Origin of the sequence: Caballeronia sp. LjRoot29, assembly GCF_964252755.1 — a bacterium.
Taxonomy (GTDB): Bacteria; Pseudomonadota; Gammaproteobacteria; order Burkholderiales; family Burkholderiaceae; genus Caballeronia.
In genome coordinates this window covers 49520-69611 of sequence record NZ_CAXUPU020000039.1, presented here as the reverse complement: position 1 = coordinate 69611, position 20092 = coordinate 49520, and the positions used below count along the sequence as shown (strand labels likewise).

The window sequence follows — 20092 nt, the reverse complement described above, 5'->3', positions numbered from 1 at the left end:
CCCTAAGTGTCCACAGCGTGCAGTTCCATTTCATGGGTGCCCCAAAAGCACGGCGCTCGCCAGAGCTTAAGATGTTTGAACCCCTCCTTCTCGCGAATCCTGACAGTAAAACGCTTCGCCCCGTACGCTCTCGGGCTAGCACCCTTGTCAAAGAACCCCGCACGGCCTCACGCGTATCTACCGCTGTGGTTCTTCGCGGGTTAGCTGGTCGGTTCGCGTTGTTATTTCGGGGGTTGGCCTCACGCATTCTGCGGCTTTTTTCTTGGTGCTTTAAAAAATGGTTCGGCATGCATACAATTTGGAGGTTGGTTTTCCGCGGATAACGCAGGGCGCTCCTTGGGCGGGGTCAGTCGCTAGTGCTAGCCCGAGAGCGTACGGGGCGAAGCGTTTTACTGTCAGGATTCGCGAGAAGGAGGGGTTCAAACATCTTAAGCTCTGGCGAGCACCGTGCTTTTGGGGCACCCATGAATCAAAACTGCACGCTGTGGACACTTAGGGTAGAGCGGTGAAAGCGTTTTCTTTGCTTCGTTTCTTTGTCGCTAAGGACCAAGAAACGACGCGCCGCCACGCGCAGTGGCTAATAGTGATAAAGAGAACAACTAACACTAAACCCGCGAAGACCTGGAAAGCAGCAACCCGGCATTGAACCAGACCGCTAACACAGAACCCGTGCAACCCACCATTGACCCCGACCACTACCCAAACCCGCGCCAGCCCCCTCCGTCCACCGGCGCGAGCAACCACCAACCACCTAGGCCGCTGACAACACCTCAACAATCTTCCGCTGATAAGCAATCCCGTCAGCATTAAACAAATGGCAATGCTCGGGCATCGCGCCAAGCTTCAGCACTTCACCACGAGAATGCCGCTCGAGCGGCGGAATCCTGGCGATGATCCCTTCCGGCGCAACGGAAGACTCCGCGTACAGATAAGCAGCATCGCCGAGCGACTCCACGGCCATCGTCTTCGCCGATACCCCGTGCTCGACCGTCGCCGCCGTCCCAGCATGCAGATGCTCCGGACGAATCCCGACCGTCACCGTTTCACCGACCTTCGCACTACCCGGCTCGACCGCCGTCAACTGCGTCTCACCCGTCGCATACTTCACCAGCACGCCATCGCTTAAAACCTGCGTGACTTCGGCGTTAAAGAAATTCATCTTCGGCGAACCGATAAACCCCGCCACGAACTTGTTCTGCGGCGCGTGATAAAGCTGGTTCGGCGTTCCGACCTGCTCCACATTCCCCGCCGACAACACCACGATCTTGTCAGCCAGCGTCATGGCTTCCACCTGATCGTGCGTCACGTAGATCATCGTGGTCTTGAGCTCGTCATGCAGCCGCGCAAATTCCAAACGCATCTTCACGCGCAACGCAGCGTCAAGGTTGGACAGCGGTTCATCGAAGAGAAACACCTTCGGCTTGCGCGTAATCGCCCGGCCGATCGCTACCCGCTGACGCTGCCCACCCGACAATTGCTTAGGTTTCCTATCAAGCAAATGATCGATGTGCAGGATCTTCGCGGCCTGCTTCACCGCTGCATCGATCTCCGGCTTGCTCGTACCGGCCAGCTTCAGCCCAAACGCCATGTTGTCGTACAGCGTCATGTGCGGATACAGCGCGTACGACTGGAACACCATCGCAATTCCGCGCTTGGCCGGCTGCACGTCATTCACGCGCACACCGTCAATAGTCAGGTCGCCGCCGGTAATATCTTCCAGCCCGGCGATCATCCGCATCAGCGTGGATTTGCCGCAACCGCTTGGGCCTACGAACACGACGAACTCGCCATCGGCGATATCGAGGTTCACGCTGCGAATCACTTCCGTTTCTTCGTAGCGCTTGTTGATGTTACGCAGATTCAGGCTTGCCATGATGATGTCTCCGTCTTTAACTTGGCTTCGTTTTCTGCGAGCAAGAGGCTCACGGCAGTTCGAAGCTTGCGTTTTGCAGCCACTGCCCGACGAGCGCGGGAAGTTGTCCCATCTCGTCGAACACGACACTTGCGCCAGCACGTTTCAGCGCATCAATTTGTCCTTCAGTTGCATGACCGCCACCCAGGAAACCCAGCACGGTCATGCCCGCCGCCGCCGCCGCGGTGACGCCGGTCACGCTGTCTTCGACCACCACGCAGCGTTCAGGTGCAACACGCAGGGTCCGCGCCGCAGCGAGATAAACATCGGGCGCGGGTTTCGGGTTCGGCACTTTATCGGCGCAAAACAGACGCTCGCCGAAAAACCGCACGAGGCCCGTGCGGTTCAGCACGGCTTCCACATACGACGTAAAACTGTTGCTCGCGCAGGCCTTGCGCAACGAAATCGCGGCCAGCGCGGCCTCGATTCCATCGACCGCCGGCCCTTCCACGGCCGCAGCTTCCACGACCACGCGGATTGCTTCGACCTGGGCTGCATCAAGCGTCCGGCCAAGCGCTTCAGCCGTGCGCTGCAGCACCGTTTCGATCCGCAGTCCGAGCAGCGGCGTGACGATCGGCTCGGCATCCACGCCGGGCCACAGTGCCTGCATCTCCTGCACGAGCACGCGTCCCGCAATGGCTTCGCTGTCGATCAATACGCCGTCGCAATCGCAGATCAGCAGATGCCCGTCGAGGGCATCGACTGGAGCGAGCGCGTCCGGCACGCCGGCTTGGGACAAGTTCAGGTTCACTGGATCAACCTCACGTTCCACTTCGGATTAAGCTTCATTTCACCGCGCCGAAGGTCAGGCCGCGCACCAGTTGCTTCTGCGACAACCAGCCGACAATCAGGATGGGTGCAACAGCGAGCAATGAGGCCGCCGAAAGCTTCGCCCAGAACAAACCTTCAGGACTCGAGTACGACGCGATGAACACCGTCAGCGGCGCCGCGTTCGAACTCGATAGGTTGATACTCCAGAACGCCTCGTTCCACGACAGGATCACGAGGAGCAACGCGGTCGAGGCGAGCCCGGGCAGCGACATCGGCATCAGCAAGTAGACAATTTCCTGCCACGTCGCCGCGCCGTCTATACGCCCCGCTTCCAGGATGTCGCGCGGGATTTCGTTGAAGTACGTGTACGACATCCAGACGGCAATCGGCAAGTTGATCAGCGTGTAGACAATGATCAAACCCCACACCGTGTCGAGCATGCCGGTGTTTTTCCACAGCAGGTAGATCGGCACGAGTACGCCCACCGACGGCATCATCTTCGTCGAGAGCATCCACAGCAGCACTTTCTGCGTTTTCTTGGTCGGGAAAAACGCCATCGCGTAGGCGCACGGCACGGCGAACAACAAGCAGATCACCGTGACGCCGACCGAGATCAGGATGGAGTTCCACGCAAACGCAAAGTAGTTACTGCGCGCGAACACCTCGCGGAAACTATCGAGCGTAGGCGTGAAGATCAGCGATGACGAATACGCCTGCTGCTCGGTCTTGAACGCCGTGATGGTCATCCAGAAGATCGGGAAAAACAGCAGCAGCGCGAACAGCCACGCGATCACACCCAGCACGCCACGCTTGAGCGTGTCGAGGATCGGCACGGACGTTGTTGCGGTAACGGGATGGCTCATGATTCGTACTCCCCTTTCAGGTTCTTCGCGAGCATGCGCACCAGGAAGAACGCCACGACGTTCGCCAGTACGACCGCCAGAATGCCGCCGGCAGAAGCCAGGCCGACGTCGAATTGCTGCAGCCCGAGCGCGTAGATCAAGTACGACAGGATGGTGGTCGCCGTACCTGGGCCGCCGCCGGTCGTCGTATAGATTTCAGCGAAGATGGAGAGCAGGAAAATGGTTTCCATCATCACCACCACGGCTATCGCGCGTTTCAAATGCGGCAGCGTGATGTAGAAGAACATGGAGAAGGCGCCGGCACCGTCGATGCGCGCCGCTTCCTTCTGCTCCTGGTCCAGCGACTGGATCGCCGTGAAGAGAATCAGGAACGCGAACGGCAGCCACTGCCACGCAACGATCACGATCACCGCAAAGAGCGGATAGTCGCCGAACCAGTCGATCGGCTGGAGCCCCAACGATCGCATCAACTGTGCTATCAGCCCATACACCGGATGCAGGATCATGTTCTTCCAGATCAGCGCGCTGACTGTTGGCATGACGAAGAACGGTGCAATCACCAGCAGCCGCGCAATGCCCTGGCCGATGAACTTGCGATCGAACAGCACGGCCAGCAGCACGCCGCCGATCACCGTGATCAGCAATACCGATCCGATCAGCGTCAGCGTGTGAACAATGGACGGCAGGAAGGCCGGATCGGTGGCCAGGAATTCATAGTTATCCAGCCCGGCAAACCCTTTGACATCGGGGTTGAGCAGGTTGTATTTGGAGAACGAATACCAGATGGTCATCGCGAGCGGGATGGCCATCCACAGGAACAGTACGGCGGTCGACGGCATGATGAGCCAGCGGACCGACTTCGCGCGCTTCTTGTCGCGCGCTGCGGCGGATTCCGCGTAACCGTCTGTGAGGGGGGGATTAAGTTGACTCATGATCGTGTCACCTCTCGATGATGATGCGCAGGCCGCGCGCTTGAGGCTTCTTCACAGAAGCCGCGCGGCCCGCTGTACTACATTAGGCGCAACAAAGTCTGCTGCTTCGGGTCCTTACTTCTGGTACCCGGCCTGCTTCACGGCACGATTGGCGGCGGCATTGCCGGCCTTCAGCGCGGCATCAACGGTCGTCTGTCCGGCAACCACGCCGGCGATCGACTGGCCAACGACGGTACCGAACGACTGGAATTCAGGAATCCCGACGAACTGGACACCCGTGTACGGCACCTTTTGCAGCGTTGCATCGGTCGGGCTCGCCGATTCGATGGCGCTCAGCACGAAGTCACCGAACGGCGCTGCTTTCTTGTATTCCGGATTGGCGTAGGTCGACTTGCGCGTGCCTGGGGGAACCGAGGCCCAGCCTTCGTCCTTCGCAACCAGTTCGATATATTCCTTCGATGTAGCCCAGGTCGCGAACTTCTTCGCAGCATCTTGCGACTTGGAGGTCTTGGGAATCGCGAGCGACCACGACCACAACCAGTGGTTGCCCTTCGGCGTGACCGCGACCGGTGCGGCCGCGAAGCCGATCTTGTCAGCGACTTGCGATTGCGCCTTGTTGTACAACATGCCCGCTGCCACCGTCGCGTCGATCCACATCGCGCACTTGCCCGACGACATCAACGTCAGGTTCTCGTTGAAACCATTCGAGCTGGCTCCCGGCGGGCCGTCGTTCTTGAGCAGGTCCGAGTAGAACGTGAGGGCCTTGTGCCATTCCGGGGTATCGAGCTGGGCTTGCCACTTCTCGTCGAACCAGCGGCCGCCGAAGGTATTCACGACGGTCGAGAAATACGCCATGTTCTCGCCCCAGCCTGCTTTGCCGCGCAGGCAGATGCCGTACTGGCCTTTCGATTTGTCGGTGAGCTTGTCGGCGAATTGCTTGATCTGGTCGTAGGTCGGCTGGTCGGGCATCTTCAGGCCGGCGGCATCGAACAGGTCCTTGCGGTAATACGTCATTGAGCTTTCGACGTAGAACGGCAGCGCGTACAACTGGCCGTTATACGAGAGGCCGTCGCGAGCGGTCTTCACCACGTCGTCGAGATCGTAGCTGGCCGGCAGGTTCGTCATCGGTGCGAGCCAGCCGCGCTTGCCCCACTGCGGCGCTTCATACGTGCCGATCGCCATCACGTCGAACTGGCCGCTGTTCGTGGTGATGTCGGTCGTGGCGCGCTGGCGCAGTACGTTTTCTTCCAGGATGACCCACTTCAACTGAATGTCCTGATTCGCCTTTTCGAACGCCGGCGACAGCTTCTTCAACTCGATCATGTCCGGGTTGTTGAGCGTCGCGATCGTCACGGTCGCGGCTTTTGCGGCAATTGGCGCAATCGAGGCAACGGCGAATGCAGCGAATGCGAGCGAGCGCATCGGCAGGTTCTTGAGGGTGAAGTTGGCGCGTTTCATGTTGTTTCGTCTCCTTTATCGTTAGCACGGGCGCTGGTCTTGCGTTGCGTTGCTTGAAGCAGTCGATACTCGGGTAGTACAGGTGCTGCTTTAACTACTTTCGCTAATAATCTTTGCTGCGGTCGCCTGGATGCAGGCGTTCAACTCATCCAGTTACCGCCGTCCACGTTCAGTGTTTGTGCCGTGATGTAGTCCGAATCGGCCGATACGAGGAACAGTGCCGCACCCGTCAGGTCGTTTGGCAGGCCCATGCGGCCGAGCGGCACGGCCTCTCCGACCAGCCGTTTCTTCTCGCCGAGCGGGCGGTTTTCGTACTTCGCGAAGAGCGCGTCGACCGTCTCCCACATCGGGGTATCGACAACACCCGGTGCGATGCTGTTCACGTTGATGCCATGCTTGGCGAGCCCCAGCGCGGCTGATTGCGTATAGCTGATCACGGCGGCTTTGGTCGCGCAATAGTGGGAAACTAGCGCCTCACCGCGACGCCCGGCCTGCGACGACATGTTCACGATCTTGCCGCCACGGCCCTGCTCCACCATGCGCTGCGCCACGAGTTGCATCAGGAAGAACATGCCCTTCACGTTGACCGAGAAGAGGCGGTCGAAGACGTCCCAGGATTCGTCGAGGATCGGGCGCATGTCGAAGAGCGCCGCGTTATTGAAGAGGATGTCGATGCCGCCGAATTTATCGACGGTGCTGGAGACAATGCGCTCCAGGTCTTCGCGCTTCGTGACGTCCGCCTTCAAAGCCAGCACGCGTCCCGCACTCTCAGGGAAACGCTGCGCCAACTCGGCTTCGTCTTTCAGATCGACGACGACAACTTTCGCGCCTTCGTCCAGAAATCGTTTCGTGACCGCTTCGCCAATCCCGCTTGCCGCACCCGTCACGATTGCTACCTTGTCCTGCAGTCTCACGGCTGTCTCCGGTTTGTCTCTGATTCGCTTGCTTGAATTGCACAGTTAAAACGCGTCACAGTGAGCGAACGCTCTTTGCGCGATCAATTGCTCTCTGTTTGGTCGAATGATCGGTGAGGCGTGAGGCGGTGTCAAGGCACGCCGTCATGTTTCGATGCTGCGGCGCGCAAAGCACCTCAAAACTGCGGGAAAACCCCAACCGGCGCGGGTTTGCGGGATATCTGAGGACGTCACCAAAGAGCCTTGGACAGGCTTTTGTAATACGTCAGCGGATGCAAAACGGAGTGATACGTTATATCATCGCGGTCGACTTGAACGGTCGTCTCACCGTTGCGGCAACCGAGCAGAACAAGAACACGACACACATTGTCAGCCTCAACTCACCTTCATTCCAGGAACCACCATGAGCAAACTTGCCGCTGCCATCCTGACCTGCGCCGCCCTTTTATCTGTCAGCTTTTACGGCGCAGCCACCGCACAGACGGCGGCCACGGGCGTGGTGCCGGTGGTCGCGGCAGAGAATTTCTATGGCGATGTCGTGCGTCAGCTCGGTGGCAACCATGTTCAGGTGACGAGCATCCTGAGCAACCCCGATGAAGATCCGCATCTGTTCGAAGCCAGCCCGAAGACCGCGCGCGCGTTGCAGAACGCGGTGCTTGTCGTGTATAACGGCGCCGACTACGATCCGTGGATGGACAAGCTGCTGTCGGCATCGAAGGGAAAGGGGCGCACGACCATCGTCGCGGCGCAACTGATGGGCAGGAAATCCGGCGATAATCCGCATCTCTGGTACGACCCGGCGACCATGCCGACCGTGGCGAAAGCGGTGAGTCAGTATTTGGTGCAGGCGGACCCGGCGCACAAGGCTGACTACGACGCGCGTCTCGCGACTTTCCTGGCGTCGGTGAAACCGATCGACGAGAAGGTCGCCGCGCTTAAAAGCCAATACAAGGGCGTACCCGTGACGGCGACGGAGCCGGTGTTCGGTTATATGTCGGATGCGATCGGCCTCGACATGCGCAACAATCGTTTCCAGCTTGCCGCGATGAACGACACGGAACCGAGCGCAACGGATATCGCCGCGTTCGAAAAGGATCTGCGCGAGCGTCGCGTGCACGTGCTGATCTATAACAGCCAGGCGACGGAAGCACTCACGAAACGCATGTTGAAAGTGGCCCACGATTCACACGTGCCGAGCATCAGCGTCACCGAGACGCTGCCCGCCGGCAAGACCTTCCAGACATGGATGACGTCGCAGCTCGACGCGTTGTCGGTTGCGCTGCAGGGAAAGACACAATGACGGGATGTGGCAATAGAAGGATTGAAACGGGCGCGCTGCAATGACGGCTCCGGACGCGGGTTCAGCGCGCGTTAAAGCCGGCGCGCTGGAAGTCGAGCATGTCGCGCTCGAGCTCGGCGGACGGTCGATCCTGAAGGACGCCAGCTTCAGCGTTGGGGCGGGTGAGTTTATCGGTGTGCTGGGTCCGAACGGCGCCGGCAAGACCACGCTGATGCGCGCAATGCTGGGGTTGCTGCCGTTATCGAAGGGAACGATTCGCGTGAACGGCGCAGCGGTCGTCCGCGGTAATCCGTCAGTGGGCTACATGCCGCAAACGCGGAGCGGTCTTGCCGGCCGGCATCTGCGCGGACGCGACTTCGTCGCGATGGCCGCCGACGGTCATCGCTGGGGCTTGCCGCGCGCGAGCGCCGCAGCGCGTGCCGATGTCGACCGTGTACTCGATCTGGTCGGCGGACGCGCACTCGCCACGCGGCCGTTGTCCGAGTTGTCGGGCGGCGAACGGCAGCGTTTGCTGCTCGCGCAATGCCTGCTCGGCGACCCGAAACTCCTGCTCCTCGATGAACCCCTGATCAGTCTCGATCCACGTCATCAAACGGGCGTGGTCGATCTCGTGCGCAGCGTGCAGCGTGAACTCGGCATTACCGTGCTGTTCTCCGCGCACGAACTGAATCCGCTGCTGAACTCTATCGACCGTGTGCTGTATCTCGGCAATGGGCGCGCGGCGCTTGGTACGATCGATGAAGTCATCACGAAGCCGGTTTTATCGCAACTATATGGATCGCCCATCGATGTGATGCGCGTGAACGGCCGTATCTTCGTGATGGCCGGCGACGTGGAGGTCGACAAGCTCGATCACGCGCACGAGGACGGTCCCGACGGCCATTCTCATTCCCACGATCACGATCATGATCACGGCCATAGCCATGGTCATCACCACACCGGAAAGCATTCCCACGATGTTTGAATACGAGTTCATGCAGAACGCCTTCGCGGCGTCGGGGATTGTCGCGGTGCTGGCAGGCGTGGTCGGCTACTTCCTTGTGTTGCGCGGCCAGACCTTCGCGGGGCACGCGTTATCTCACGTGGGTTTCACCGGCGCGACCGGCGCCGTGCTGGTCGGCATGTCGCCGCTCTGGGGCATGATCGGCTTCACGCTGGCGGCCGGTATCGGCATGGGCGCGCTCGGCGAAAAGCTGACGGGACGCGATGTTGCTATCGGCGTGATCCTGACGTTGTCGCTCGGTTTCGGCTTGCTGTTCCTGCACTTCTTCACCGCGTATGCCAGCCAGGCGACTGCGCTGCTGTTCGGCAATGTGCTTGGCGTGAGTCATGAAACGCTGGTGGTGCTTGCCGGGCTTGCAGTGGTCAGCCTTGGCGCGCTCGCGATCATCATGCGGCCGTTATTGTTCGCTTCGCTCCAACCGGAACTGGCCGAAGCCAAAGGGGTATCGCTGCGCCTCGTGTCCATCCTGTTTCTCGCGATCACGGCGCTGGCGGTGGCGGCATCGACGCAGATCGTGGGCGTATTGCTCGTCTTCGCGCTGATGGTGGGACCGGCGGCGGCGGCGCAGAATGTCGCGACGCGGTTGTCGACCGGCGTGCTGCTCTCGGCGGTTTTCGCGCTGGTGCAGGCGTGGTTGGGATTGACGCTGGCGTATTACACCGACTGGCCGACGAGCTTCTGGATCACGATCCTGGCGGCAGGGGTGTATGGGTTGAGTTTGTTGGGGCGGAAATGAACCAGAAGCGAAAGCGCATCAAGCGCTTTCGTCCCAGACACACTCTCAAGCGCACAAGGTCCGCGCATGAAACGCAATATGCTCGCCAACAAACGTCGAGATGAAGTAATACCCGTGGTCATAACCTTCATGCCTGCGCACCGTCACTTCCTGCCCTGCCGCCTTCGCCGCCGCTTCGAATAACTCCGGATGCAACTGCGCTGCGAGGAAATTATCGGCGAGACCCTGGTCGATCAAAATCCCCGCTTCAAATTTCGATGCCACCGTCTTCACCAGTTCGCTCGCGTCATACTGCTTCCACGTTTCCCGGTCTTCACCCAGATAACCTGAAAACGCCTTCACGCCCCAAGGGCATTGCGAGGGCGCGGCAATCGGCGCAAATGCGGACACCGACTTATAAATGCCCGGGTTCTTCAGCGCGAGAACTAACGCACCGTGACCACCCATCGAGTGGCCGAAAATGCCAAGCCGATCCTCGCGCACCGGCAATTCAGCAAGCACCGTCGCCAGCAGATCCTGCGTCACATACGCGTACATTCGATAGTGCCGCGCCCACGGTTCCTGCGTGGCATCGACGTAAAATCCCGCACCCACGCCGAAGTCCCACGCCGCACTTTCGTTCGGCACGCCCGCACCGCGCGGACTCGTATCCGGCGCGATCAGCGCAATGCCATGCTCAGCCGCGTAACGCTGCGCGCCGGCCTTGATCGGAAAGGTCTCTTCCGTGCAAGTGAGACCCGCGAGATAAAACAACGCGGGCACTTTCCCCGTCGACGCCTCGGCCGGCAAGAACACCGAGAATCGCATCGGCAAGCCGATCGATTGCGAGTCGTGTTTGTAGGTTCGCTGCACGCCGCCGCAGCACCGATGCTCTTCCACAAGTTCCAGCATTGCTTCACCTCTTCTCTTTTTTGCCAAGGCAGCGCGCCATCTGCGGCGCGTCACCTCAGCTTGCGCGTAGCGTCTTAATACAGCACCACCGAGCGGATCGATTCGCCTTTCTTCATCAGGTCGAAACCTTCGTTGATGCATTCCAGCGGCAGCGTGTGCGTGATCAGGTCATCGATATTGATCTTGCCTTCCATGTACCAGTCGACAATCTTCGGCACATCGGTGCGCCCACGTGCACCACCGAACGCCGAACCTTTCCACTCACGCCCCGTGACCAGCTGAAACGGCCGTGTGCTGATCTCTTCGCCCGCTGCCGCCACGCCGATGATGAACGACTGGCCCCAGCCCTTGTGCGTGCATTCCAGCGCCTGACGCATCACCTTCGTATTGCCGATACATTCGAACGAATAGTCCGCGCCGCCATCGGTCAATTGCACGATGTGATCGACCACATTCGGCACGTCATTCGGGTTGATGAAGTGCGTCATGCCGAACTTCTTCGCCAGCTCAACGCGACGCGGATTGATGTCGACGCCGATGATCTTGTCGGCCCCGACCATCTTCGCGCCCTGGATCACGTTCAAGCCAATGCCGCCCAGCCCGAACACCACCACGTTCGCACCGGCTTCGACCTTCGCTGAATACACGACCGCACCCACGCCTGTCGTCACGCCGCAGCCGATATAGCAAATCTTGTCGAAGGGTGCGTCTTCACGCACTTTCGCCACCGCTATTTCCGGCACGACGATGTAGTTCGAAAACGTCGACGTCCCCATGTAATGGAACAACGGCTTCCCGCCGATGGAAAAGCGCGATGTCGCATCCGGCATCAAGCCGCGGCCTTGCGTCGAACGGATGGCCTGGCACAGATTGGTCTTGCGCGACAGGCAGAACTTGCACTGGCGGCACTCGGGCGTATAGAGCGGAATGACGTGATCACCCTTCCTCAGCGTGCCCACGCCCGGGCCGACATCGACCACGATACCCGCGCCTTCATGGCCGAGAATTGCCGGGAAGATACCTTCCGGATCCGCGCCCGAGAGCGTGTAGTAATCGGTGTGGCAAATGCCGGTCGCCTTCACTTCGATCAGCACTTCACCGGCGCGCGGCCCTTCGAGATCCACTTCCTCGATGGTGAGCGGCTTTCCAGCTTCCCATGCAATGGCGGCTTTGGTTTTCATATGAGGCTCCTTTCGTTGATCGTAGATCGTAGATTCAAACCGACGGCAGGCGATACATTAAGGGACGACGTTCAGTACTTCGTAGCATGCGCCCATGGTGTGATAGTCGACCTTGCCGGCCGGGCTTTTTTCGTTGCTGTATTTCGTGTTGTCGCGGGCGAGTATGCGGTACCACGCGCCCCATTTGTGATCGACGAAATGGTCCCAGCTATACGCCCAGAGGCGCTCGTAATCGTTCCAGTACCGCGTTGCCGCGGCCGTGTCGGCGGCTTTCCCGGCTTGATCGGCGAGCAGCGCGGCGGCGGCCATCGACTCGGCCTGGACCCAGAAGTACTTGTCCTCGTCGTAGAAATCGCCCTTGATGTCGAAGCCGTAAACCATCCCGCCGTGCTCTTGGTCCCACGACAAATCCATCGCGCGATCGAACAATTCCCGTGCGCGCGCGACGTGCCATGGATCCGGACGATGCCGGTCCAGAATCAGCAGCAGCTTGGCCCATTCCGTCTGATGGCCCGGCTGGAATCCCCACGGCCGGAAGATGTTCGTCTTGTCGCCCTTGTTGTAGTCCCAATCGACCGACCAGTCCGGCTTGTAGTGCTCCCAGACCAGACCACCGGCGAGCGTCGCCTGACGATTCACCATGTTGTCCGCCAGCAGCGCGGCGCGGTCCAGATAACGCACATCCTGCGACGCTTCGAACGCGGCGAGCATCGCTTCGCAAGCATGCATGTTGGCGTTTTGTCCGCGATAGTCCGACACCACCCAGTCCGCGCTTGCCTCATCTTTGTAGAGGCCGTGTGCCGCGTCCCAGAAGTGCGTTTCCATCAGGTCCCAGGTTTCTTCCAGGTACCCGCGCGCTTCTTCAAAGCCTGCTTCCAGCGCCTTCGCGTACGCCAGCACGACGAACGCGAGGCCGTAGCAATGGTTGGTTGCATCGGTGACATCGCGGCCGTTGAGCGTCCAGGCATACCCGCCGGTCTGCGGATTCCGATGGAACGCGCGCAAATATTCAATGCCATGCAGCACGCCGCCGCGATACTCATTGAGGCCGAAGTGCTTGAACGCCATCGCATAGTTAAAAACGAAGCGCGTGCTCGACACCAAATGCCGCGACTTGCGGTCGTAGATCGTGCCGTCGTCCTTGTAGAAATGATAGAAACCGCCCGCCGGGTCCATGCAGTGCGGGTGATAAAACGTCATGGTCCGCAATGCGTGATCGAGCAAGAACTCACGCGAGCGAAAGTCGGGATAGTCAGGATGTGAAGTCGGGGACGTGTTTGGGTCGGACATATTTCGTATGAGATCGTCTTACTATTTCGTGAATTCGCGCGGACTCGCCAGGGCGAGCGTAAGTGTAAACGGAGGCCGAAATGCTGCGTTAAAACGCGCTCGCGTTGCCCAGAAAAAGTAAGCGATAAAAACGGGTTGCGACGGGTTTACCCGGTGCCCGCGCCGCGCCCCCGGAAAAGAGACTATGCGGCGCGGCAGATAACCATCATAACCACGCGTCGTATCCGGACGCCTTGCCGGGCGCGACGCAAATCGTCGTTCGCCCGCCAGCCATGGCTTCACGGCGCCAGACGCGATATTAAGGCACGCGCGGCATATCAACATGGCTAAGGGGGCCATACGCCAACGTCGACTTGTTCTCGCTTTTTACGCCACGTACCTTGAATAACCAATTCGAGGGACACACTCGGATCAACGCAAGCAACTTGCATGGGCCGGCGTAGCGCTAAATCCGGTCAACATTGGAGACAAAGACGACATGGCATCCCCCCAAGTTCACCCGTGCGACGAGCGGTTACCCGCCGCCCAGTTGCTTACACTAGGCATACAACACGTACTCGTCATGTACGCAGGCGCCGTCGCGGTCCCGCTGATTTTGGGCGCCGCGCTCAAGCTGCCGAAAGACCAGATCGCGTTCCTCATCAGCGCCGACCTTTTCTCGTGCGGCGTCGCCACGCTGATCCAGACGCTGGGCCTCTGGATCTTCGGCATCCGCTTGCCGGTGATCATGGGCTGCACATTCGCCGCCGTCGGTCCGATGGTCGCCATCGGCACGAATCCGGGGCTCGGCCTCCTCGACGTATTTGGTGCGACCATCGCGGCGGGCATAGTGGGGATTTTCATCGCGCCGATGATCGGAAAGTTGCTGCGATTCTTTCCGCCCGTCGTGGTCGGCACGGTGATCGCGGTGATCGGTTTGTCGCTAATGGGCGTGGGCATCAACTGGGCGGCCGGTGGCGTCGGGAACCCCGAGTATGGCAATCCGGTTTACCTGCTGCTGGCGCTTGTCGTGCTCACGCTGATCCTGATGATCAACAAGTTTGCACGCGGGTTTATCGCGAATATTTCGGTGTTGCTCGGCATCGTGGCGGGTTTCGGGATTGCCATGTCGCTCGGACGCGTGGATCTCAACGGCGTGACAAGCGCGCCGTGGGTCGGCATCGTGCTGCCGTTTCACTTCGGCCTGCCGCACTTCGACCCGCTTTCCATCGCAACCATGATCATCGTCATGTTCGTGACCTTCATTGAATCAACGGGCATGTTCCTGGCCGTCGGCGACATGGTCGAGCGTCCCGTCGATCAGGATGCGCTGGTGCGCGGCCTGAGAGTCGATGGACTGGGCACGCTGATCGGCGGGATCTTCAACTCGTTTCCGCATACGTCGTTCTCGCAGAACGTCGGGCTGATTGGCGTCACTGGCGTGAAGAGCCGCTTCGTGTGTGCGACCGGCGGCGTGATCCTCGTGGCGCTAGGACTGTTTCCGAAGATGGCGCAGGTGGTGGCGTCGGTGCCGCCGTTCGTGCTTGGCGGCGCGGGCATTGTGATGTTCGGCATGGTCGCGGCAAACGGAATCAAGGTGTTGTCGAAGGTCGACTTCGTGAAGAACCACCACAACCTGTTTATCGTCGCGGTGAGTATTGGCTTGGGACTCGTGCCGGTCGTCGCGCCGAAGTTCTTCTCGCAGTTGCCGCATGCGCTGGAACCCATTCTTCATAGCGGGATCTTGCTGGCGTCGGTGTCGGCGGTGCTGTTGAATATCGTGTTCAACGGCGTGCGGAAAGAACGCGATGCGGCCTGCGCAATCCGCCATGCCGGAAGGGACTTTGACGGGACGGCGAAGGTGAAACACTGAGGGAGTTCGCGCTGGACTGAGAGAGATAAAAGAGCCGCAATAAAAAAACCGCAGCCCCGAAAGGCTGCGGTTTTTTGACATCTGAAGCACGTAAAACTTTATCCCGCCGAACCCACTGTCTTCCCGCCGGCATCGACCTGCGGTTTCGCCGCCGGCACCAGATGCTGCACCGGCACCAGCTTCGCTGGACCTGCCGAACCCGCCGAAGTTGAAGCCGAAGCCGAGCTGACCGTCGTACCCGATGCGGCCGTCGCAGGAGCAGCCGCCGTCGGCGTACCGATATCGCGATAATCCGGCATCGCATCGGAAGGACGTGGCTGATCGCCTGCATGCTCGACCCAGCCGCCACCCAGCTCACGATACAAATCGACAAGGTTCGTCGCCCGGTTCAGCCGCGCCGTAATCAGCAACTGCTGCGCCGTGTACAGGTTCGTCTGAGCCGTCAGCACGGCGAGATAGTTGTCCACACCGTTTCGATACCGCATATCCGACAGCTCCAGCCCGCGAGCCTGCGACCTCACATACGATTCGAGCGCCTTGATCTGCTCGTCGTACGTACCGCGCGCGGCCAGCCCGTCCGCCACTTCGCGGAACGCCGTCTGGATCGCCTTCTCGTAGTTCGCGATCTCGATGCGCTTCTGGATCTGAGCCAGATCCAGGTTGGCCAGGTTCGTGCCGCCCTCAAAAATCGGAATCGAGATTTGCGGTGCGAACGACCACGCCGCCGAACCCGGCTTGAACAACGTGCCAAGCGAAGGCGCCAAGGTTCCGAAGCTACCCGTCAGCGAAATCTTCGGGAAAAACGCCGCACGCGCCGCACCGATGTTCGCATTCGCCGCGAGCAACGTATGCTCCGCCGACACAATATCCGGACGTCGCGTCAGCAGGTCCGAAGGCAGACCGGCGGGGATGTCGGCGAGCAGTTGCTGGCTGTCGAGCGGCATGCCCGGCGCCAGATCTGCCGGCAACGGCTCACCAATCAACAGCACCAGCGCATTCTCGGCCTGCGCCCGCAGACGCAACTGCGACTGCAGATTAGAAGCCGCCTGCTGCAGGATGCCCTCGGACTGAGTCACGTCGAGCTCGGTGCCTACGCCGTTATCGAATTGCAGCTTCGTGATCCGATACGACTCTTGCGCCGTCTTTAACGTGTTACGCGTGACGGCGAGCTGATCGTCGTCCGACAGCATGGTCAGGTACTGGTCGGCGACTTGCGACACCAGCGAGATTTCTGCCGCCTTACGCGTTTCCGCCAGCGCGAAATACTGCTCGAGCGCTTGATCCTTCAAGCTCTGGATCCGCCCGAAGAAGTCAATTTCCCAGGACGCATTCACGCCCACCGAATACTGGTTCGAGATGGTCTGCCCGAAGAACGACAGATCCTTCGGTGTGCGCTGCTTCGTCTGCGACCCGACTGCATCGAGCGTGGGCAGCAACTCCGCACGCGTGATCTGATACTGCGAGCGCGCCGCTGCCACGTTGAGCATGGACACACGCAGGTCGCGGTTGTTCTTCAGCGCGATTGCGACGATCTGCTGCAAGCGTGTATCGACGAAAAAATCGCGCCAGCCGATATCCACCGCCGGCTTTGCCTGCGCCGAAGCGCTCGGCGAAACCGACGACGCCGCGTCCGGTTGCTTATCATACACGCCGCCCGTCGGGAACGTCTGGTCGACGGGCGCCGCCGGGCGCACGTACTTCGGCGCCATCGTGCAGCCAGCCGCAAAAAGCGCGACCGCTGCTGCCATTAAGGAGTGTTTTAGCATCTCAATGTCCTTCCTTGGCCGGGGTCGCCGTGCCGCCATGACCATCCGTGCCACCGTTACCGCCGTTGCTTCCGCCGCCGTGTTCATGCTGCGGCGTACCCTTGTCGTGGCTGATCTTGCTGATCACGACAAAGAACATCGGGATCATGAAAATTGCCAGGAAGGTCGCCGTCAACATCCCGCCGATCACGCCCGTACCAATGGCGTGCTGGCTGGCTGAACCCGCGCCGTTACTCACCGCAAGCGGCAACACGCCGAGAATGAACGCCAGCGACGTCATCAGAATCGGGCGCAACCGCTGGCGCGCCGCTTCCATTGCCGCTTCAATCGTGGTCCTGCCCTGACTGCGTAAATCACGGGCGAATTCCACAATCAAGATGGCGTTCTTCGCCGACAACCCCACCGTCGTCAACAAGCCGACCTGGAAGAACACGTCGTTTTCCAGCCCGCGCAGCGTGGCGGCCAACAGCGCCCCCAAGATACCGAGCGGCACGACCATGATCACCGAGAACGGAATCGACCAGCTTTCATACAACGCGGCAAGACACAAGAACACGACGAGGATCGAGATGCCGTACAAGATCGGCGCCTGCGAACCCGACTGGCGTTCCTGCAGCGACAAGCCCGTCCATTCGTAGCCAATACCCGCCGGCAACTTCGCCGCGATTGCTTCGATTGCCTGCATGGCCTGACCCGTTGACTTGCCCGGAGCAGCCGCACCCTGGATTTCCACCGCGGAAATACCGTTATAGCGCTCGAGCTTCGGCGAACCGTAGATCCATTCGCCTGTACCGAATGCGCCGAACGGAACCATCGCGCCGGCCGTATTGCGCACGTACCACTTGTTCAGGTCTTCCGGGTTCATGCGGAACTGCGCGTCGCCTTGTACGTAGACCTTCTTGATCCGGTTATCGACGTCCAGGAAGTTGTTCACGTACGACGATGCCCAGGCAATCGAGAACACCTGGTCGATGGTCGCAGGCGACAGACCCAGCGCGTTCGCCTTCTCGCGGTCCACGTTCACCTTGAACTGCGGCGTGTCGTTCAGGCCGTTAGGACGAACCTGTGCAAGCGTCGGGTCCTTCGCGGCCATGCCGAGCAGCATGTTGCGTGCTTCCATCAGCTTCGCGTGACCAAGACCCGAGCGATCTTCCAACTCGAAGTCGAAGCCCGATGCCGTACCCAGTTCCGGAATGGACGGCGGATTGACCGGGAAGATCAACGCGTCCTTATAGCCGGCGAAGTGCCCGAACATGCGTCCGACGAGCGCGCCGACCTTCTGGTCCGCGCGCTGCCGCAACCCGTAGTCCTTCATCCGCACGAACACGAGACCCGAGTTCTGGCCGCGGCCCGCGAAGCTGAAGCCGTTCACGGTAAAGACCGCTTCGACAATGTCCTTCTGGTCAGTCAGCAGCCAGTTGGTGACATCGGCGAGAACCTTGGCCGTGCGCTCTTGCGTCGAACCTGCCGGCGCCTGGACGAGCACGAACATCGTGCCCTGGTCTTCATCAGGCAAGAACGACTTCGGCAGGCGGACAAACAGGAAACCCACCGCGACGATCACCACGAGATAGATGATCAGCCAGCGGCCCGAGCGCTTGATCACGTGCTCCACACCGCTGTGATACTTGTCCTGACTCTTGGCGAACGTCCGGTTGAACCAGCCGAAGAAACCCTTCTTCTCGTCGTGGTGACCCTTCTCGATTGGCTTAAGGAGCGTCGCGCACAATGCCGGCGTCAAGATCAACGCGGTCAGCACGGACAAGATCATGGCCGCGACGATGGTCAGCGAGAACTGCCGGTAAATCGCGCCTACCGAACCGCCCGAGAACGCCACCGGCACGAACACGGCCGACAGCACGAGCGCCACGCCGACCAGCGCGCCGGTGATCTGGTCCATTGCCTTGCGGGTGGCATCCCTTGGAGAGAGTCCCTCCTCGGCCATCACCCGTTCGACGTTTTCCACCACCACGATTGCATCGTCCACCAGCAAGCCGATGGCGAGCACCAACCCGAACATGGAGAGCGTATTGATGGAGAAACCCACCAGCCCCATGACCGCGAACGTACCCAACAACACGACCGGCACGGCAATGGTCGGAATCAGCGTGGCTCGCAGGTTCTGCAAGAACAGGTACATCACCAGGAACACCAGCACGATCCCTTCGATCAGCGTCTTGACCACTTCTTCAATGGACAGCTTCACGAACGGCGTGGTGTCGTACGGATACTTCACGACGAGACCCGCCGGGAAGTACTTCGACAAGTCATCGATCTTCGCCCGCACTGCCTTCGCCGTGTTCAGCGCGTTGGCGCCCGTGGCGAGCTGAATACCAAAACCAGCGGTCGGCTGACCGTTGTACTTCGTGTCGAAGTTGTAGTTCTCACCGCCCAGCTCGATGCGCGACACGTCCTTCAGCCGCACTTGCGAGCCATCCTGATTCACCTTCAGCAGGATGTTGCCGAACTGCTCGGGCGTTTGCAGCAGCGTGGCTTCCGTAATGGTTGCCTGCAGCATCTGGCCCGGCACTGCCGGCGTGCCGCCCAAGCCGCCGCCGGCCACCTGCACGTTCTGCGCGGCGACAGCGTTCGTTACGTCAAGCGGAGTCAGCTGGTAGTTGTTCAGCTTGGTTGCATCGAGCCAGATCCGCATGGCGAATTGCGAGCCGAACAACGTCACCGTGCCCACGCCGTCGATACGGCTGATCGGATCTTCGACCTTCGACGCCACGTAGTTGGCGAGGTCGTAACGACCCATGCTGCCGTCGGTGGAGACGAACGCCATCACCATCAAGAAGCTGCTGCTCGACTTCGTCACCTTGGAGCCAAGCTGCTGAACGGCTTGCGGCAAGAGCGGCGTGGCGAGCTGCAGCTTGTTCTGCACCTGCACCTGCGCGATGTCCGGATTCGTTCCGGCCGCGAAGGTCAGCGTAATGGTGGCCGTGCCGGAGTCATCACTGGTGGAAGACAGGTACAGCAAGTGATCGAGGCCGCTCATCTGCTGCTCGATCACCTGCGTTACCGTGTTTTCCACCGTGCTGGCGGACGCACCCGGGTACGTAGCACTGATCTGAATGGCCGGCGGAGCAATGGTCGGATATTGGGCGACCGGCAAGGTGAAGATCGAAGCGATCCCCGCCAGCATCAGAATAATGGCGATCACCCACGCAAAAATCGGGCGATCGATAAAGAACTTTGCCATGAAACAGGCTCCCTTTTATTG

The 20092-nt window shown here is 60.2% G+C and carries 15 protein-coding genes; 4 read left to right on the top strand and 11 right to left on the bottom strand.

Features of this window, described 5'->3' with window-relative positions; all coding sequences use genetic code 11:
* Nucleotides 1-751: 751 nt before the first annotated feature.
* The 6 genes from ACSQ83_RS30320 to ACSQ83_RS30295 form a co-directional block, all read right to left on the bottom strand.
* Entirely contained in the window at nucleotides 752-1873 is a 1122-nt protein-coding gene (locus tag ACSQ83_RS30320) for an ABC transporter ATP-binding protein (protein WP_414950288.1), read from the bottom strand.
* A 49-nt stretch (nucleotides 1874-1922) separates the two neighbouring features.
* A complete protein-coding gene (locus tag ACSQ83_RS30315) occupies nucleotides 1923-2636 on the bottom strand; it encodes an HAD family hydrolase (protein WP_436230673.1) in 714 nt (237 codons plus the stop codon).
* A 61-nt stretch (nucleotides 2637-2697) separates the two neighbouring features.
* Nucleotides 2698-3546 carry a carbohydrate ABC transporter permease gene (locus tag ACSQ83_RS30310; RefSeq protein WP_089162953.1) on the bottom strand — a complete coding sequence of 283 codons (849 nt, stop codon included), beginning with the start codon at nucleotides 3544-3546 and terminating at the stop codon, nucleotides 2698-2700.
* Nucleotides 3543-4478 (bottom strand): carbohydrate ABC transporter permease, encoded by a 936-nt coding sequence (locus ACSQ83_RS30305; RefSeq protein ID WP_414950287.1) that lies wholly within the window; start codon nucleotides 4476-4478, stop codon nucleotides 3543-3545. The genes ACSQ83_RS30310 and ACSQ83_RS30305 overlap by 4 nt, the downstream gene beginning before the upstream one ends.
* 114 nt (nucleotides 4479-4592) lie before the next feature.
* On the bottom strand, nucleotides 4593-5900 hold the full coding sequence (locus ACSQ83_RS30300) for an ABC transporter substrate-binding protein (RefSeq protein ID WP_436230672.1): 1308 nt from the start codon (nucleotides 5898-5900) through the stop codon (nucleotides 4593-4595).
* A 176-nt stretch (nucleotides 5901-6076) separates the two neighbouring features.
* A complete protein-coding gene (locus ACSQ83_RS30295) occupies nucleotides 6077-6850 on the bottom strand; it encodes an L-iditol 2-dehydrogenase (protein ID WP_436230670.1) in 774 nt (257 codons plus the stop codon).
* Between the two features lie 403 nt (nucleotides 6851-7253).
* Here ACSQ83_RS30295 and ACSQ83_RS30290 point away from each other — a divergent pair, with 403 nt between their 5' ends.
* From ACSQ83_RS30290 to ACSQ83_RS30280, 3 genes are read left to right on the top strand one after another with little or no spacing between them, the layout of a single operon-like run.
* Nucleotides 7254-8150, top strand: coding sequence for a metal ABC transporter solute-binding protein (locus tag ACSQ83_RS30290; protein ID WP_436230669.1), 897 nt, complete (start codon nucleotides 7254-7256; stop codon nucleotides 8148-8150).
* A gap of 40 nt (nucleotides 8151-8190) precedes the next feature.
* Nucleotides 8191-9114 carry an ABC transporter ATP-binding protein gene (locus ACSQ83_RS30285; RefSeq protein WP_436230668.1) on the top strand — a complete coding sequence of 308 codons (924 nt, stop codon included), beginning with the start codon at nucleotides 8191-8193 and terminating at the stop codon, nucleotides 9112-9114.
* Nucleotides 9107-9889 carry a metal ABC transporter permease gene (locus ACSQ83_RS30280; RefSeq protein WP_414950298.1) on the top strand — a complete coding sequence of 261 codons (783 nt, stop codon included), beginning with the start codon at nucleotides 9107-9109 and terminating at the stop codon, nucleotides 9887-9889. The genes ACSQ83_RS30285 and ACSQ83_RS30280 overlap by 8 nt, the downstream gene beginning before the upstream one ends.
* A gap of 45 nt (nucleotides 9890-9934) precedes the next feature.
* On the opposite strand, the gene fghA is transcribed toward ACSQ83_RS30280, so the two are convergent.
* The 3 genes from fghA to ACSQ83_RS30265 form a co-directional block, all read right to left on the bottom strand.
* Complete coding sequence (gene fghA / locus ACSQ83_RS30275) at nucleotides 9935-10780, bottom strand: S-formylglutathione hydrolase (RefSeq protein WP_436230667.1); 846 nt, start codon at nucleotides 10778-10780, stop codon at nucleotides 9935-9937.
* A 74-nt stretch (nucleotides 10781-10854) separates the two neighbouring features.
* Nucleotides 10855-11961 carry an S-(hydroxymethyl)glutathione dehydrogenase/class III alcohol dehydrogenase gene (locus ACSQ83_RS30270; RefSeq protein ID WP_436230666.1) on the bottom strand — a complete coding sequence of 369 codons (1107 nt, stop codon included), beginning with the start codon at nucleotides 11959-11961 and terminating at the stop codon, nucleotides 10855-10857.
* Between the two features lie 57 nt (nucleotides 11962-12018).
* Nucleotides 12019-13251, bottom strand: a complete 1233-nt coding sequence (locus ACSQ83_RS30265; protein WP_436230665.1) for an AGE family epimerase/isomerase — start codon at nucleotides 13249-13251, stop codon at nucleotides 12019-12021.
* A gap of 478 nt (nucleotides 13252-13729) precedes the next feature.
* Between ACSQ83_RS30265 and ACSQ83_RS30260 the strand changes: the two genes are divergently transcribed.
* Nucleotides 13730-15103 carry a nucleobase:cation symporter-2 family protein gene (locus ACSQ83_RS30260; protein WP_436230664.1) on the top strand — a complete coding sequence of 458 codons (1374 nt, stop codon included), beginning with the start codon at nucleotides 13730-13732 and terminating at the stop codon, nucleotides 15101-15103.
* A 98-nt stretch (nucleotides 15104-15201) separates the two neighbouring features.
* Here the strand turns inward: ACSQ83_RS30260 and ACSQ83_RS30255 are convergent, their stop codons facing one another.
* Both ACSQ83_RS30255 and ACSQ83_RS30250 read right to left on the bottom strand, forming a co-directional pair.
* Complete coding sequence (locus ACSQ83_RS30255; RefSeq protein WP_436230663.1) at nucleotides 15202-16869, bottom strand: efflux transporter outer membrane subunit; 1668 nt, start codon at nucleotides 16867-16869, stop codon at nucleotides 15202-15204.
* Between the two features lies 1 nt (nucleotide 16870).
* Entirely contained in the window at nucleotides 16871-20071 is a 3201-nt protein-coding gene (locus ACSQ83_RS30250) for an efflux RND transporter permease subunit (protein ID WP_436230662.1), read from the bottom strand.
* Nucleotides 20072-20092 lie beyond the last annotated feature (21 nt).

What these genes read in the sequence shown, in the direction of transcription:
- ACSQ83_RS30320 (WP_414950288.1), bottom strand. Translation starts at nt 1,873, where the DNA reads ATGGCAAGCCTGAATCTGCGTAACATCAACAAGCGCTACGAAGAAACG.
- ACSQ83_RS30310 (WP_089162953.1), bottom strand. Translation starts at nt 3,546, where the DNA reads ATGAGCCATCCCGTTACCGCAACAACGTCCGTGCCGATCCTCGACACG.
- ACSQ83_RS30305 (WP_414950287.1), bottom strand. Translation starts at nt 4,478, where the DNA reads ATGAGTCAACTTAATCCCCCCCTCACAGACGGTTACGCGGAATCCGCC.
- ACSQ83_RS30300 (WP_436230672.1), bottom strand. Translation starts at nt 5,900, where the DNA reads ATGCGCTCGCTCGCATTCGCTGCATTCGCCGTTGCCTCGATTGCGCCA.
- ACSQ83_RS30290 (WP_436230669.1), top strand. Translation starts at nt 7,254, where the DNA reads ATGAGCAAACTTGCCGCTGCCATCCTGACCTGCGCCGCCCTTTTATCT.
- ACSQ83_RS30285 (WP_436230668.1), top strand. Translation starts at nt 8,191, where the DNA reads ATGACGGCTCCGGACGCGGGTTCAGCGCGCGTTAAAGCCGGCGCGCTG.
- ACSQ83_RS30280 (WP_414950298.1), top strand. Translation starts at nt 9,107, where the DNA reads ATGTTTGAATACGAGTTCATGCAGAACGCCTTCGCGGCGTCGGGGATT.
- fghA (WP_436230667.1), bottom strand. Translation starts at nt 10,780, where the DNA reads ATGCTGGAACTTGTGGAAGAGCATCGGTGCTGCGGCGGCGTGCAGCGA.
- ACSQ83_RS30270 (WP_436230666.1), bottom strand. Translation starts at nt 11,961, where the DNA reads ATGAAAACCAAAGCCGCCATTGCATGGGAAGCTGGAAAGCCGCTCACC.
- ACSQ83_RS30265 (WP_436230665.1), bottom strand. Translation starts at nt 13,251, where the DNA reads ATGTCCGACCCAAACACGTCCCCGACTTCACATCCTGACTATCCCGAC.
- ACSQ83_RS30260 (WP_436230664.1), top strand. Translation starts at nt 13,730, where the DNA reads ATGGCATCCCCCCAAGTTCACCCGTGCGACGAGCGGTTACCCGCCGCC.
- ACSQ83_RS30255 (WP_436230663.1), bottom strand. Translation starts at nt 16,869, where the DNA reads ATGCTAAAACACTCCTTAATGGCAGCAGCGGTCGCGCTTTTTGCGGCT.
- ACSQ83_RS30250 (WP_436230662.1), bottom strand. Translation starts at nt 20,071, where the DNA reads ATGGCAAAGTTCTTTATCGATCGCCCGATTTTTGCGTGGGTGATCGCC.